Annotated in this window: 17 protein-coding genes; 8 read left to right on the top strand and 9 right to left on the bottom strand. The window is 57.8% G+C overall.

The annotated features are described in order from the left end of the window. Window positions 1-21: 21 nt before the first annotated feature. The 3 genes from accC to GOW31_RS13390 all read right to left on the bottom strand — a co-directional run bounded on the left by accC (window position 22) and on the right by GOW31_RS13390 (window position 2,569). Window positions 22-1,371, bottom strand: a complete 1,350-nt coding sequence (gene accC / locus GOW31_RS13400) for an acetyl-CoA carboxylase biotin carboxylase subunit (RefSeq protein ID WP_171117652.1) — start codon at window positions 1,369-1,371, stop codon at window positions 22-24. 9 nt (window positions 1,372-1,380) lie between these two features. Then, complete coding sequence (gene accB / locus GOW31_RS13395; RefSeq protein ID WP_152457351.1) at window positions 1,381-1,881, bottom strand: acetyl-CoA carboxylase biotin carboxyl carrier protein; 501 nt, start codon at window positions 1,879-1,881, stop codon at window positions 1,381-1,383. Window positions 1,882-2,032: 151 nt separating this feature from the next. Beyond that, on the bottom strand, window positions 2,033-2,569 hold the full coding sequence (locus GOW31_RS13390; RefSeq protein WP_171170725.1) for a LuxR C-terminal-related transcriptional regulator: 537 nt from the start codon (window positions 2,567-2,569) through the stop codon (window positions 2,033-2,035). A gap of 189 nt (window positions 2,570-2,758) precedes the next feature. Between GOW31_RS13390 and GOW31_RS13385 the strand changes: the two genes are divergently transcribed. The 5 genes from GOW31_RS13385 (at window position 2,759) to GOW31_RS13365 (ending at window position 8,678) form a co-directional block, all read left to right on the top strand. Next, on the top strand, window positions 2,759-4,051 hold the full coding sequence (locus tag GOW31_RS13385; RefSeq protein WP_171170723.1) for a helix-turn-helix domain-containing protein: 1,293 nt from the start codon (window positions 2,759-2,761) through the stop codon (window positions 4,049-4,051). A 78-nt stretch (window positions 4,052-4,129) separates the two neighbouring features. Next, window positions 4,130-4,510 (top strand): response regulator transcription factor, encoded by a 381-nt coding sequence (locus GOW31_RS13380; RefSeq protein WP_152457354.1) that lies wholly within the window; start codon window positions 4,130-4,132, stop codon window positions 4,508-4,510. After that, window positions 4,507-4,815, top strand: a complete 309-nt coding sequence (locus tag GOW31_RS13375; protein ID WP_253282543.1) for a hypothetical protein — start codon at window positions 4,507-4,509, stop codon at window positions 4,813-4,815. Before GOW31_RS13380 ends, GOW31_RS13375 begins: the two co-directional genes overlap by 4 nt. Then, the gene (locus GOW31_RS13370; RefSeq protein ID WP_171170721.1) at window positions 4,815-7,493 is read left to right on the top strand and encodes a sensor histidine kinase; all 2,679 of its coding nucleotides are present in this window, start codon (window positions 4,815-4,817) and stop codon (window positions 7,491-7,493) included. The genes GOW31_RS13375 and GOW31_RS13370 overlap by 1 nt, the downstream gene beginning before the upstream one ends. Before the next feature lie 78 nt (window positions 7,494-7,571). Further along, window positions 7,572-8,678: a FliM/FliN family flagellar motor switch protein gene (locus GOW31_RS13365; RefSeq protein ID WP_171170719.1), complete on the top strand. Its 1,107-nt coding sequence runs from the start codon at window positions 7,572-7,574 to the stop codon at window positions 8,676-8,678. A gap of 3 nt (window positions 8,679-8,681) precedes the next feature. On the opposite strand, the gene GOW31_RS13360 is transcribed toward GOW31_RS13365, so the two are convergent. Genes GOW31_RS13360 through GOW31_RS13345 form a run of 4 tightly spaced genes read right to left on the bottom strand, consistent with a single transcriptional unit; the run spans window position 8,682 to window position 10,881 of the window. Next, on the bottom strand, window positions 8,682-9,113 hold the full coding sequence (locus GOW31_RS13360; RefSeq protein WP_171170716.1) for a TIGR01244 family sulfur transferase: 432 nt from the start codon (window positions 9,111-9,113) through the stop codon (window positions 8,682-8,684). 9 nt (window positions 9,114-9,122) lie between these two features. After that, a complete protein-coding gene (locus GOW31_RS13355) occupies window positions 9,123-9,554 on the bottom strand; it encodes a DUF6691 family protein (protein ID WP_171170714.1) in 432 nt (143 codons plus the stop codon). Continuing rightward, the gene (locus GOW31_RS13350; protein ID WP_152457359.1) at window positions 9,554-9,982 is read right to left on the bottom strand and encodes a YeeE/YedE family protein; all 429 of its coding nucleotides are present in this window, start codon (window positions 9,980-9,982) and stop codon (window positions 9,554-9,556) included. The genes GOW31_RS13355 and GOW31_RS13350 overlap by 1 nt, the downstream gene beginning before the upstream one ends. 35 nt (window positions 9,983-10,017) lie before the next feature. Beyond that, entirely contained in the window at window positions 10,018-10,881 is an 864-nt protein-coding gene (locus GOW31_RS13345) for an MBL fold metallo-hydrolase (protein ID WP_171170712.1), read from the bottom strand. A gap of 243 nt (window positions 10,882-11,124) precedes the next feature. Here GOW31_RS13345 and GOW31_RS13340 point away from each other — a divergent pair, with 243 nt between their 5' ends. Then, complete coding sequence (locus GOW31_RS13340) at window positions 11,125-11,340, top strand: hypothetical protein (RefSeq protein ID WP_152457361.1); 216 nt, start codon at window positions 11,125-11,127, stop codon at window positions 11,338-11,340. A gap of 9 nt (window positions 11,341-11,349) precedes the next feature. Here GOW31_RS13340 and GOW31_RS13335 read toward each other — a convergent pair whose 3' ends face one another. Next, the gene (locus GOW31_RS13335; protein ID WP_171117671.1) at window positions 11,350-11,568 is read right to left on the bottom strand and encodes a hypothetical protein; all 219 of its coding nucleotides are present in this window, start codon (window positions 11,566-11,568) and stop codon (window positions 11,350-11,352) included. Window positions 11,569-11,996: 428 nt separating this feature from the next. Between GOW31_RS13335 and GOW31_RS13330 the strand changes: the two genes are divergently transcribed. Beyond that, on the top strand, window positions 11,997-12,260 hold the full coding sequence (locus GOW31_RS13330; RefSeq protein ID WP_152457363.1) for a DUF2312 domain-containing protein: 264 nt from the start codon (window positions 11,997-11,999) through the stop codon (window positions 12,258-12,260). Window positions 12,261-12,515: 255 nt separating this feature from the next. Here the strand turns inward: GOW31_RS13330 and GOW31_RS13325 are convergent, their stop codons facing one another. Then, a complete protein-coding gene (locus GOW31_RS13325) occupies window positions 12,516-12,818 on the bottom strand; it encodes a hypothetical protein (RefSeq protein ID WP_171170710.1) in 303 nt (100 codons plus the stop codon). A gap of 109 nt (window positions 12,819-12,927) precedes the next feature. Here GOW31_RS13325 and GOW31_RS13320 point away from each other — a divergent pair, with 109 nt between their 5' ends. Further along, window positions 12,928-13,176, top strand: a complete 249-nt coding sequence (locus GOW31_RS13320; RefSeq protein ID WP_171170708.1) for a helix-turn-helix domain-containing protein — start codon at window positions 12,928-12,930, stop codon at window positions 13,174-13,176. Window positions 13,177-13,309: the final 133 nt, after the last annotated feature.

The raw sequence follows: 13,309 nt of genomic DNA, 5'->3' as shown, positions 1-13,309 counted from the left end.
GGGCCCTCCGGTCCTTGGTGACTATTGTTCCATGTTCTCCGCAAGCCAGCGCTCCAGCCAGTGGATGTTGTAGTCGCCGCTGCGCAGATCGGGTTCCTGCAACAGTGCGTGGAACAGAGGGACCGTGGTATCGATACCGTCGACAATCAATTCCCCCAGTGCGCGTTCCAGTCGGGCCAGCGCTTCGGCCCGGTCACGGCCCTGCACGATCAGCTTGGCGATCAGAGAGTCATAATAGGGTGGAATCGAATACCCGTCATAGAGAGCCGAGTCCATTCGAACGCCAAGGCCCCCCGGCGCGTGGTACGCGGTGATCTTGCCGGGGCAGGGCGAGAAATTCGGCAGCTTTTCGGCGTTGATCCGAACCTCGATGGCGTGGCCGTTGATTTCCAGATCGTCCTGACCGAACGACATCGGTTCACCCGCTGCGACAAGGATTTGTTCGCGCACCAGATCGACGCCAAAGATACCTTCGGTGACCGGATGTTCCACCTGAAGGCGGGTGTTCATTTCGATGAAATAGAACTCGCCATTTTCGTAGAGGAACTCGATGGTGCCGGCACCGATATAGTTGATTTTCGCGACCGCATCCGCGCAGATCTTGCCGATCCTGGCGCGTTCTTCGGGTGTGATGCAGGGGCCGGGGGCCTCTTCGAACACCTTCTGGTGGCGCCGCTGAAGCGAACAATCCCGTTCGCCCAGATGAACAGCCTTGCCTTTACCGTCGCCAAACACCTGAATTTCGATATGGCGCGGCGTGGTCAGGTATTTCTCGATATAGACTTCGTCATTGCCAAAGGCGGCCTTGCCCTCGGCCCGCGCAGTCATGAAGGCGCTTTCCATTTCGTCAGCGTTCATCGCAACCTTCATGCCGCGACCGCCGCCGCCTGCGGTAGCCTTGATGATGACCGGATAGCCGAATTCCTCACCGATCTTCTTGGCCGTCGCAAGATCCGGCACACCGCCGTCTGATCCCGGCACGCAAGGCACGCCCAGCGCCTTCATCGTGTCCTTGGCCGTGATCTTGTCGCCCATGACGCGGATGTGTTCCGCAGTGGGGCCGATGAACGTGATGCCGTGATCTTCGACGATCTGCACGAACTCGGCATTCTCGGACAGGAAGCCATAGCCAGGGTGGATCGCCTGCGCACCGGTGATTTCACAGGCCGAAATGATCGCGGGCACGGACAGGTAACTCTGGGGGCTGGGCGGGGGGCCGATGCAGACCGATTCGTCCGCCATGCGCACATGCATTGCGTCGCTGTCCGCGGTGGAGTGGACGGCTACCGTCTTAATCCCCATCTCGCGGGCGGCGCGGATGACGCGCAGGGCGATCTCGCCTCGGTTGGCAATCAGGATCTTGTCGAACATGGGCCCGCCTTACTCGATGATGACCAGAGGTGTGCCGAATTCCACAGCGTCGCCATCGCCGACCAGAACACGCTTGATCGTGCCCGATTTGGGGGCGTGGATGTGGTTCATGGTCTTCATCGCTTCGACGATCAGCAGCGTGTCGCCTTCGGACACGGAAGCGCCGACCGAGATAAACGCGGGCGCGCCGGGCTCGGGCTGCATGTAGACGGTTCCAACCATGGGAGAGGTCACGGCGCCAGGGTGGCTGGCCGGATCTTCCTGAGCAGCAGGGGCTTCGGCCACGGCAGGCGCAGCCGCAGCAGCAGCGGCAGGAGCTGGTGCTGCCGCAGGGACGGCAACCTGAACTGGTGCGGCTGCGGCCTGTGTCATGCGGCTTACGCGCACGTTCAGGCTGTCCTCCTCGCCATATTCGCGCTTGACCTGCAATTCGGTCAGGTCATTGTCACGCAGCAACTCGGCCAGAGCCTTGATGAATGCCACATCCGCTTCGTGTTTGGTGTCTGTCATGAGTGTCCTCGACGGTTCCCCTTTGGCCCGTCTGTTTCTTGCGGGCTCTGATCAAATTACGCAGGGTTATAGGCTAAGCGGCGGTGCATGAAAAGCGCCGACTCGCACCATCACAGGCGGGAATCCCGTATAATTTAAAGGGGCGGACAGGTTACAGAGGCATCCCTGACAATTTGGCGACAAGCTCAGACAGTTTGCGGGCGCCGAATTTCTCAAGCAGTCGGGCGCGATAGGCTTCGATTGTGCGGTAACTCAGGCCCAGTTCGGCACCGATTTCCTTGGCGGACAGGCCACGGCAGGACAGGATCGCCACTTCGCGTTCTCGAACGGTCAATTCGACAAGGGGACGTTCTTCCGAGATGTCGGAAAAGCTCCAGATTCCATGGCGGAACGGGTCATCGGGCGTCAAAGAGCGGCCACGTGCGCGGCACCAGAACAGATCGCCAGTGCGCCGCCGCATGACGCGCTCATCCGTATAATACCCGGTGTCTCGCATCACTTGCAGGCTGCGTTCCCCGATCCTCTCCCAATCCGCGACCGAGGGATAGAGATGCAACAGCGGCATGTTGCGGTAATCGGCCTCTTCCCCGCCGAAAGTGCGGGCGAATTGCAGATTGCAGCGTCTGATGATCCGGTTTTCCAGTTCGACAAGCCCGATCGGTGCGTATTCAAAGGCGGGGTCACTCATCCGCTTATCGTGCCGGGAAACCACGCGGAATTGAAGGGGAGATGCGGTTTCTTGTGGCCATTGATGCGCATTGGCGGCTGCCGCTTTTGTTAAGGTTGTAAACATGGTTTGAAAATATCTCGGTAAACCAGCGAAACACATGATATGTTCTGAAAAAAGAGGCTGAAGCCTGGTCAGGAGAATACGATCATGCGTGATATGTTGACGGGAAGCCGTATTCGGGAAAGACGGCAGATTGCCGGGCTTCGGCAGGCGGAACTTGCCCGCCTTGCCGGGATATCCGCGTCCTACTTGAATTTGATCGAACATAACCGCCGCCGGATCGGTGGCAAATTGCTGGTGGATATAGCGTCTGCGCTTTCCGTCGAACCCTCTGTCCTGACACAGGGGATCGAGGCAACCCTTGTGTCGGCCCTGCGAGAGGCGGCGGATGACGCCGTCGGGCAGCAGGCCGAAGTGGACGGGCTGGAGGAATTTGCCGGGCGCTTTCCCGGGTGGGCCGGAGTTCTTGCGCAGATGCACCGCCGGGTTGTTTCGCTTGAGCGGAATGTCGAGATTTTGTCGGACCGGCTGACTCATGACCCGCATCTTGCGGCATCAATGCACGAAGTGCTGTCAACGGCGGCGGCGATTCGTTCAACAGCGGCAATTCTTGCAGACACAGAGGACATCGAGGCAGAGTGGCGAGAGCGGTTTCACAAAAACCTGCACCAGGATGCAGAGCGGCTGGCCGGCAGTTCAAAGGCACTTGTAACCTTTCTGGACGAAAGCGACTCGTCAATTGATCCGCGCGGTGTTCCGCTTGAAGAGGTCGAAGCGTTCTTCGAAACCCGCAGGTACAGTTTTCCGGAATTGGAACAGGGCGAGGACGTGGATGCCGTTGATCTGAGCAGTCTCAACACGTCGGCGGCCCGAACTGTGGCGCGTGAAGTTCTGAAGATGTATCGCGATGATGCCGTCGCTTTGCCGCTGGATGCGCTTCGATCACGTCTGCAAAAAGGCGACACGGATCCCATCGCGTTGGCTTATCGCTTTTCCGTAGACGTCGCCACCGTTCTGCGACGACTGGCGTTCATACCCGATGACGTGTTGCCGCAGCCGGTTGGCATGGTGCTGTGCGATGCATCCGGCAGCGTATTGTTCATCAAGCCGATCCCGGGCTTTGCTTTGGCGCGGCATGGTGAGGTTTGCCCGCTGTGGCCGTTGTTCACGGCTTTGAGCCGCCCACTTGTTCCGGTGCGCAAGCAGGTTGTCCAGATGGGGCGGACCCCGGCTGAATTCGAATGCTTCGCCTATGCTTGGCCTTATGCGGTATTGGGGTATGATCAGGATCCCGTTTATCGCTCGGTTATGCTGGTCCGTTCGGGCAACGAGGCGGCAGGTGACGCTCCGGTCACGCAAGTCGGGCCGAACTGCCGCGTCTGTCCCAGCAATGCTTGCAAGGCCCGCCGCGAACCGTCGATTTTGAGCGAAGGCTTTTGACACTTTCCCGACAGAAGGCTTAATCTGGCGGGGACCGATCTGAGGATGGAGGAACGGTCTTGGGGAGGAACTGAAAATATGAGCCGTAAGGTTCTGTTGATCGAGGACGAGCCGAACATTGCCGAGGCAATCCGGTTTCTGCTGACCCGCGAGGGATGGCAGGTGGACACGCATGGCGATGGCACGGATGCGGTTCAGGTGATTCAGAGGGCACAGCCCGATCTGGTCATTCTGGACGTCATGCTGCCGGGCAAGAGCGGCATGGATATCCTGCGGGACATCCGAGAGATGGAAGAACTGGCAGGTTTGCCGGTTTTGATGCTGACGGCGCGCGGTCAATCGCGCGACAGGGAAATGGCGGAAAACGCTGGTGTCAGCCGTTTCATGACCAAACCGTTTTCCAATGCCGAAGTTCTGACGGCCGTGCGCGATCTTCACGCGCAGGCGACGCGAATATGATGTCTGGCGAGGGCAAAAAGGGCGCACCACAGGGCGCACGCCCCTCGCTTTTTCTCGAACGTCAAAGCTATCGCCGACGTAGGCTGGCGGATGCGGCGCGGCTGCTGCCGTTCTTGGGGGCGGCTCTGCTGGCGCTTCCGTTGCTGTGGCCCGATCAGCCCGGCAAGGGCGAGGCTGTCCCCTTGTCTTCGGCAATGTATTACATCTTTATCTGCTGGGGCGCTCTGATCGTGGTTGGGTTGGTTTTTGGAATTGCCGCCCGCCGTTTGGGCGTGCGCGAGGATCAAGACGCGGACGCTGAGTGATGGCAACCATTAACACGCTGATCCTGGTCTGCCTTGGCTATGTCATCTTCTTGTTCGCCGTGGCTTTCGCCGCTGACCGGATGGCTGCGGCAGGGCGGGGCAAGTGGCTGCGGTCTCCCCTGATCTATACCTTGTCGCTGTCGATCTATTGCACGGCATGGACGTTCTATGGTGCGGTGGGCAATGCCGCGCGGTCCGGGTTGGAGTTTGTAACGATTTACCTTGGCCCAACCCTGGTGATGGTCAGTTGGTGGTGGGGACTGCGCAAACTGGTGAGGGTCGGGCGCAGTCAGCGGGTGACCTCGATCGCGGACCTGTTGTCATCGCGCTATGGCAAGTCGAACACGCTTGCCGTGTGTGTGACCGTTCTTGCCGTGCTTGGCGGGACACCCTACATCGCGCTCCAGTTGCAATCGATCACCCTGTCCTTTTCGATTTTCGCCGAAGCCGATCCATCGGGTCTGTATCGCGAAGGGTCCAGCGTATTCTGGATGGCAGCGGGGCTTGCCGTGTTCGCAATTCTTTTCGGCACGCGCAATCTGGACGTGAACGAGCGTCACCACGGTGTGGTCACCGCCATCGCCGTGGAGGCCGTTGTCAAACTGTTTGCTCTTATCGCCGTGGGCGTTTTCGTGGTGTGGGGCATTGCCGGTGGCATTGGCCCGATGATGGAGAGGATAGATGCCTCGGAAATCGGACAGTGGAACGTCGACGCCGGGCGCTGGACGACTTTCATATTCCTGTCCGCCGCAGCCTTTATCTGCCTGCCGCGGATGTTTCAGGTGATGGTGGTCGAAAACGATGACGAAAGCCATCTGCGAACCGCCGCCTGGGCGTTTCCGCTCTATCTGCTTTTGATGAGCCTTTTTGTCGTGCCAATTGCCGTCGTTGGTCTGGATCTGTTGCCAGAGGGGGCCAATCCCGATCTGTTCGTGCTGACGGTGCCGCTGTCGCAGGGCAATGACTGGTTGGCCATGCTGTCCTTTATCGGCGGGTTTTCGTCCGCAACGTCGATGGTCATCGTCAGCGCAATGGCCTTGTCGACGATGGTTTCGAATCATGTGGTCATGCCCATTTGGTTGAACACGCATGAGGGTACGGGCTCGGTCTCGGGCGATGTGCGCAGCATCGTTCTGGTTGCGCGCCGCGTGTCCATCGCCGTGATCATGGCGTTGGGTTACTTTTATTATCGGTTGTCCGGTGGGGGTGCGGCACTGGCCTCGATCGGATTGATTGCCTTTGCCGGAATCTCGCAGATTCTGCCTGCTTTGGTCGGGGGATTGTTCTGGCGCGGAGCAACCCGGACAGGGGCGCTGGTCGGGTTGAGCGTCGGTTTCGCACTTTGGATATATACGCTGTTGTTGCCAGGTATGGGCGCGCCGTGGATGCCGGATGCCGTCATGCAGAATGGGCCGTTCGGCCTTGCCTGGTTGCGTCCTCATGCCCTGTTCGGGATCGAAGGGATCGATCCGATGGTTCATACCGTGATGTGGTCCCTGTCCCTGAACACCATTGCCTTTTGCATAGCGTCCCTTCTGAGCTTTCCCAGCCCCCTGGAACGTTTGCAGGGGGCGCAGTTCGTCAATGTTTTCGATCACTCGGTTTCACCCGGTGGCTGGTCCGGCTCGGTGGCGCAAAGCGAAGACCTGATGATCATGACACAGCGTATTCTGGGCGCCGCCCCGGCGCAGGAGTTTTTTCAGGCAGAGGCTGAAAAACAGGGCGGCCGGTCGCATATGCCGGAACCGACCCCGGGTTTCCTGAACCGGCTGGAGCGAGAGTTGAGCGGGTCGGTCGGCACCGCCACGGCGCATGCGATGATTGCGCAAATCGTCGGTGGGTCTTCAGTTTCCGTAGAAGATCTGCTGGCGGTGGCGGATGAATCGGCCCAGCTTCTGGAGTATTCGGGGAAGCTGGAAGAGAAGTCGTCGGAATTGTCCCGTACGGCGCGCCAATTGCGCGAAGCAAACACCAAACTTACGCAGATTTCCGAACAAAAAGACAGCTTTCTCAGCCAGGTCAGTCACGAGTTGCGCACGCCGATGACCTCGATCCGGGCGTTTTCCGAGATCATGCGGGATACAGAGGGTCTGAGCCGCGAGGAACAGACCCGTTATGCCGCAATCATTCACGATGAGGCCTTGCGCCTGACCCGGCTTCTCGACGATCTGCTGGACTTGAGCGTGCTGGAAAACGGGCAGGTCAATCTGAACCTCAGCGATGAGAGTTTGCGTTCGGTTCTGGACCGGGCGGTGTCCAGCGCACTGGCCGGAGCAGAGCGGAAAATCATGGTCCGGCGGACTCTTACGGCAGAGCGAATGCGCCTGCATACGGATCTGGACCGGTTGGGGCAGGTGTTCATCAATCTGATCTCGAACGCGCAGAAATACTGTGACGCGGAAGATCCGGTATTGGTCATTTCAGCCCACGACGTCGGCGGCAGGGTCATCATCGATTTCATCGACAACGGCAGCGGCATTCCACCCGGCGCGCGTTCGATGGTGTTCGAGAAATTTGCCCGTGTCGGGGTCGACAAGGCGGGGGGCGCGGGTCTGGGCTTGGCCATTTGCCGTGAGATCATGCAACGGTTGGGCGGTGAGATCACCTATTTGCCCGGGCAGGGCGGCGCGGCATTCCGGGTCAGCCTGCCTTTGGCATTCCAGCAGGCCGCGCAATGACACGGCCATAAAGAACTTCGTAACGCTCGGCAGGGTAAACCAATAGCCAGTTATTGAAGCAACTGGTGATCGGGCGCCATGTCACAAACCGTCAGCGCTGCTTTGGCGCGCAAACTGTCTGTTGGACGAAAAGATCTGGACGATCGCCCGCGTTCGGTTCTGCGGGCGCTGCGTTTGGGGTTTGCGCGGGCGGCAAGTGATCGATTGAACCTTCCCTTGGCTGTCATCGGGGCAAAACAGGCCAGCCGCACGCAGGATGACATGGTGGAATCAGTCGCTCAGGATTGGCTGATGTTGGTGTTTGACGGGCCCGAGGGGCGCGCAGGGATTTGCCTGAGCCCGCATATGGTGTCCGCCATTGTGCAAACCCAGACCATCGGTGAAGTACTGCCCGGTGATCCTGACCCAAGGGCCTTTACGGATACGGACGCCGCCATGGTGGCGCCATTTATCGAAACCGCTCTGACCTTGACCGCCGGCTCAATAGACGCCGCGGCCGAGCAGGTCTGCCTGACGGGATACGAGTTCGCGGCACGTACGAAAGATTCGCGCGGCTTGTCGTTGGCCATGACTGAAGATGAATACCGCGTCTTCGATCTGACGGTTGATCTGGCCGGCGGGGCGCAGCAGGGACAGATCTCGATCTTTCTTCCAGAGCATCCTGCCACGCCGGAAAAGGCAGAGGAGGGCACGGACCCGGCCGGTCCCCGGCTTGAGCAGGCATCGGGTGTTGTTCGGGCGGAACTGAACGCCGTCTTGTGCCGGATGTCGCTGCCACTGTCCGATCTGTCAGAGATTCAACCTGGATGTGTCTTGCCATTGCGCGGCGCGCGCCTGGACAGAACTGAGATATTGACCATCGACCGAAAGCCAACGGGCATTGGCCGCCTTGGTCAATGTGGTGGGTTGCGCGCCGTTCGGTTGAACGAACATTCGACCCTGCCCGCCTTGTCGGGGGACGACGCGCAGGAGTTCATCGAGAGTCGAGGGAGAATGCAGCCGCACGATGACCTGGTCGAACCGGTTTCCGGCGCGGTGGATGTCATGCCTCCGGCAATAGAGGACGCGGGTTTGGACCTGATGGACCACGATCTGTCACTGAACGATTCCGAACGGATGGTCGCAGAGATTTCGCAACTGGCTGGCCTTGACGCGGCCGACACGAATCTCAGCGCGGAGGAATAGGGTCTAGTCTGCCTGGCTGCGGAAGTATTCCAGGGCAGGGCGCAGGTTTTCCAGTTTATACCCGGCATTTGTCGTGGCGGCCAGAATGTCGTCCGTGCTCATGCGGTCGCATTGACCAAGGGCCCAGACCACCGAACACCGAGTGCCCGAGGCGCAATAAGCCAGAACCGGGCCATCGCAGCTTTCTGCCAGGTCACGCTGCTGCTTTGCAATCTCGGGCGTCATGGTCTGGTGAGTCAGTTCCAACACCTCGTATTCCATGCCTGCCGCACGGACGGCTTCACCGATCGCGTCGGATTGCATGATCGCGGGAACCTCAACATCGGGCCGGTTGCAGATCACCTTGACGAAGCCTGCCTCGGCAATTGCCGGGACGTCTTCTACAGTGATCTGCGGTGAGACAGCATAGCGGGGCGTGATCGGTCGAATCTCCATGCCAAATCCTTAGGCCGCGTTTGCGGCTCTGTCCAGTTGCGCCCCCAGCGTTGGCGCGATGAACATGCCTGCAACCATCGCGATCAGGAAGACCAAGCCACCCAAACCACCATATGTCAGCGAGGCCATCGCCGGTCCCGGGCAAAGCCCGGCCAAGCCCCAGCCCATTCCGAACAGGACGGAACCAATGATGAGCCTGCGATCAACCTCGGACCTCGGAGGAGGTGGAAAATCGCCTCCGGTCAATGCCTTGCGCCCAGAGATCAGCCTCCAGGCCACAAGCATCGGCAGGATGGCGCCGCCCATCACAAAGGCCAGGGTCGGGTCCCAGTTTCCGAAAACATCCAGCCAGCCCTGAACCTTGGTCGTGTCCGTCATGCCCGAAACCAACAATCCGGCACCGAACAGGGATCCTGCGAGCAAAGCAATCAAAAGGCGCATCAGATCAACCCCCAAACATGGCGCAGCAGGACGAGGGTCATTCCGCCGGCAAGGATATAGAATACGGTGGCCACGATGCCGCGCAGAGAAAATCGCGAGATGCCACAGACCCCGTGACCCGACGTGCAGCCATTAGCGATACGCGTTCCCACACCGACCAGAAGCCCGGCCACAACAACAAGGCCCAGATTGCTGGTGAGATGCGTTTGGGCCTCGGGGGCGATCAGTGGCCGCAGCAGAAGCGGCATTCCGATCAATCCGGCGATGAAGGCCAGGCGTTCGGCTTTGGTGTCGCGGGCCTCACCGTCGACAAGGCCACCCAAAATGCCGCTTGCACCCATGATCCTGCCATTTCCAAGCAGGTACACGGCTCCGCCCAGGCCAATCAGCAGGCCACCGCACAACCCCCAGATCCACTCGATGTTCATGTGGGATTATCCTTTTTTGATTGACTTGACTTGCGTCAGATTTTGTTCACCGGCAGCTTCAGGAATACATCGCCTTGCTCATCGGCAGGCGGCATTTGCCCCGCCCGCATATTGACCTGCAAAGAGGGCAGGATCAGGCGCGGCATGGCAAGGGTGGCGTCCCTTGCGTCACGCATTTCCACGAATTCTTCGATGCTGCGTCCTTGTCCGATATGGACGTTCAGCGCTTTCTGTTCACCTACCGTCGTCTCCCAGGCGTATTCATCTCGGCCCGGCGCTTTGTAGTCGTGCCCGACAAAAATGCGCGTTTCGTCCGGCAGCGATAGGATTTTTTGGATCGATTCAAACAATGTGGCTGAGGAGCCTCCGGGAAAATCGCAGCGCGCCGTGCCGAAATCCGGCATGAACAGCGTGTCGCCCACAAAGGCGGCGTCGCCTATCACATAGGTCATGCAGGCCGGGGTATGGCCCGGGGTATGGAGAACATCGCCGCGCATCTGCCCAATGTGAAAACTGTCCCCCTCCGAGAACAAGGCGTCGAACTGGCTACCATCGCGCTGGAACTCGGTTCCTTCATTGAAGACTTTGCCGAACGTGTCCTGCACGGTGACGATCTGAGCGCCAATTCCGATTTTGCCGCCCAGTTCCTGTTGCAGGTAGGGGGCCGCAGATAGGTGATCGGCGTGAACGTGGCTTTCCAGAATCCATTCGACCTTTAGATCGTGCGCGCGCACAAAGCCGATGATTGCGTCAGCCGATTTTGTCTCTGTGCGCCCCGAAGCATGATCGAAATCCAGAACACTGTCGATGATGGCGCAGGCACGCCCTTGCGGTTCATGAACAACGTAGGACACCGTGAAGGTTTGATCGTCAAAAAACGCTTTCACTGCGGGTGTCATGATTTCCTCCGTATCGGTTGTCATTATCATATATGTAAAATGGAATGTGATGCAACATCGAACCTGTGTTTGATGCGCGTCAAGGCATTCACGATTAAATCAGCTTAAACTTTAGCCCATCCGCGCCGGATTGCCGAAAACGCGAATGTGTTGGGCAATATCCCGCACAATTTCAGGTTAATATCAGCGGGTCTTATTCCCGTTACCTATATCTGGGATACTGGCGACACTTGGGAGGGTAATATGACATCGACAAGTCTTTATTCCGAAGCAGAACGGCTTGAACAAGAGCTCAGAAATGCGTGCCTTGATACGCGTTTGGCGCTTCAGCCGAGTGTGAGCAAGGTTGTCGACCGTATGCGACAGCAGGGGATGCAGGTGCCGTCCCGCCTGCGGCGTCTGGATGCAGCCCTGTGCGAAGACGCTATGGAAGCGCAGTTCGACAACTTGCCGATTTGAAACAAGTGGTCATCCAAAGGATATCCCGAGGATGACCAGCATCAATCCAAGGACGGACAGGAACAAAGACGCCAAGTTCCAGGGCAAAACGCCCTGAACGGTCGCGCGCAGTTCGTCGTCTGACAGACCCGCCTTGCGCGCTTTCATCACGCGAAGAATACACCAGATCAGGCCGGCGAGGCCGGTCAGAGAAAGGGCTGCGCCGCCCCAAGTGATGAATTCGAACATGGTGCCCTACATCTCTTCGTGAACTACCCCCGCGCTTACCGGAACGGATCACGCCGTACAAGTGCGCTTGGGGATTGGGTGGGATTGGGTGCTTGCGACCCGGGCGGCGGCATTGTATCCGGCTTCCTGCATCAGATTTCAGCCCTTGGGACGGACGCGTATGGAAGGCATCATCAAAGATCAAACTGCCGCCAACTATCGCGTAACTGCCGATGAGCCGTGCCAGTTCATCGAACGGTTTGAGGGGCTGGATGCGGTGAATACAAGCCGGTGGAACAACGGAAAAAAGCCATGGCCGAGGCCCGGGCACGTCGTTGCTTCTGCCTCTCGAAAACTGTTTTGTGTGTAGCAACCAAAGCTTGAGGCGAATACAGGTGGTATGAACTGTATTCTCTTAGCGGTGATGATCCAGAATTGGGAAGAATTGGATGAGCATGTCGGAAGAAGCAGAAGCAAGTTACAAGGTCACCTCTGGGGAGTTGCGCCAATTTGTTGAGCGTATCGAGCGCCTGGAATTGGAAAAGAAAGACATCGCGGATCAAATAAAGGAAGTGTACGCAGAGAGTAAATCGCGCGGCTACGACGTGAAGGCTCTTCGCAGCATCATTTCTCTCAGAAAAAGAGATAAGGATGATATTGCCGAGCAAGAGGCTGTCATCGAGATGTACAAAGAAGCCTTGGGCATGAACTAAGGCCGGTTCATTGGGAACAGCGTTTCAACCAGCTGCCAACAGCGATGTCTTTTGGAGCCAAGAAAAACGCTGGCCACGGATTGGAACAGAGCACTGCCTCCTAGGGCGAAGACCTCAAATATCGCAGCCCTAGGTGGCAGTGCGGTTATCCTTGAAAAAGAACAACGGGTATTTGGTTTCAATGCCCGTCAGAAATTGCGCCTCCGCACAATGCGTTAAACTGGTGACGCTACCTGTTCTTCGCGCAGGGTCGCCTCAACCGTGTTGTTCGAACACCTTGCGCAAGTAAGTGAAGAATTTTCCGTACTGAATGTCGTTGGCCTGTGCCGTCTTTTTGAACCAAGCCTCATCTTCTTCCAAAATTGAAAGATGCAACTGCTCTACATATTGAGACCTCGGTCTGCCGGTTGTTCGAGTTGGTTTTTCACCCGAAGCAAGGTGCGGTTTGACGAAAATCTTGTGTTCTTCTTCAAGAGCCTTCCGCTCCAAGAGGCGGTTTTCGAGCCTGTTGAGAATTTCAATCATCTGGGCTTCTGTCAGATGAACTTTGTCCGCCATTTAACGGTCCCTTTTTTTGTTTGCCAAGCCCCCAAGGTGTTAGAATTTACCTCAAGATTCAAAGTATACTGTATAGACGACTAGCGTTGTGTGGGCGATTTGTCAAAACATGGCGCATGAAAAAGACGACCCGCTGCTATTGGCATTCTCAAGAGTTTTGCGCCGCTACAGGTTGGCTAAGAAGTTATCGCAACAAGACCTCGCCACTCATGCAAGCAGGAGCATGCAGTACATCTCACTTCTGGAGTCCGGCCACCACCAACCAACGCTTGGGACACTACATCTTCTTAGTGGTGCATTGGGTCTGACGGTTACCGAGTTGGTTGCTGAAGTAGAAAAAGAGGCTGGAATCAACTAATGTTTGACGCGTTCGCTCTCGTTATTCGCTAACTCTGCCCCGTTGCTTACACACGCCCTAAGTTTCAGATTTGGTTTGATCATCTTCGCTGATTGCCAACTCGGCAAGTTTTCGAAGCAGATACCAAACGCTG

Source organism: Ruegeria sp. HKCCA0370 (genome assembly GCF_013033705.1).
Lineage (GTDB): Bacteria > Pseudomonadota > Alphaproteobacteria > Rhodobacterales > Rhodobacteraceae > Ruegeria.
The sequence above is the reverse complement of the archived record's forward strand: the minus strand, read 5'-3'. Positions and strand labels throughout refer to the sequence as shown.

Bases quoted from the DNA above. Each gene is read 5' to 3' on its own strand.
- accB (WP_152457351.1), bottom strand. From the start codon at position 1,881: ATGACAGACACCAAACACGAAGCGGATGTGGCATTCATCAAGGCTCTG.
- GOW31_RS13360 (WP_171170716.1), bottom strand. From the start codon at position 9,113: ATGGAGATTCGACCGATCACGCCCCGCTATGCTGTCTCACCGCAGATC.
- GOW31_RS13345 (WP_171170712.1), bottom strand. From the start codon at position 10,881: ATGACACCCGCAGTGAAAGCGTTTTTTGACGATCAAACCTTCACGGTG.
- GOW31_RS13370 (WP_171170721.1), top strand. From the start codon at position 4,815: ATGGCAACCATTAACACGCTGATCCTGGTCTGCCTTGGCTATGTCATC.
- GOW31_RS13340 (WP_152457361.1), top strand. From the start codon at position 11,125: ATGACATCGACAAGTCTTTATTCCGAAGCAGAACGGCTTGAACAAGAG.
- GOW31_RS13335 (WP_171117671.1), bottom strand. From the start codon at position 11,568: ATGTTCGAATTCATCACTTGGGGCGGCGCAGCCCTTTCTCTGACCGGC.
- accC (WP_171117652.1), bottom strand. From the start codon at position 1,371: ATGTTCGACAAGATCCTGATTGCCAACCGAGGCGAGATCGCCCTGCGC.
- GOW31_RS13375 (WP_253282543.1), top strand. From the start codon at position 4,507: ATGATGTCTGGCGAGGGCAAAAAGGGCGCACCACAGGGCGCACGCCCC.
- GOW31_RS13365 (WP_171170719.1), top strand. From the start codon at position 7,572: ATGTCACAAACCGTCAGCGCTGCTTTGGCGCGCAAACTGTCTGTTGGA.
- GOW31_RS13390 (WP_171170725.1), bottom strand. From the start codon at position 2,569: ATGAGTGACCCCGCCTTTGAATACGCACCGATCGGGCTTGTCGAACTG.
- GOW31_RS13380 (WP_152457354.1), top strand. From the start codon at position 4,130: ATGAGCCGTAAGGTTCTGTTGATCGAGGACGAGCCGAACATTGCCGAG.
- GOW31_RS13355 (WP_171170714.1), bottom strand. From the start codon at position 9,554: ATGCGCCTTTTGATTGCTTTGCTCGCAGGATCCCTGTTCGGTGCCGGA.
- GOW31_RS13320 (WP_171170708.1), top strand. From the start codon at position 12,928: ATGGCGCATGAAAAAGACGACCCGCTGCTATTGGCATTCTCAAGAGTT.
- GOW31_RS13325 (WP_171170710.1), bottom strand. From the start codon at position 12,818: ATGGCGGACAAAGTTCATCTGACAGAAGCCCAGATGATTGAAATTCTC.
- GOW31_RS13330 (WP_152457363.1), top strand. From the start codon at position 11,997: ATGAGCATGTCGGAAGAAGCAGAAGCAAGTTACAAGGTCACCTCTGGG.
- GOW31_RS13350 (WP_152457359.1), bottom strand. From the start codon at position 9,982: ATGAACATCGAGTGGATCTGGGGGTTGTGCGGTGGCCTGCTGATTGGC.
- GOW31_RS13385 (WP_171170723.1), top strand. From the start codon at position 2,759: ATGCGTGATATGTTGACGGGAAGCCGTATTCGGGAAAGACGGCAGATT.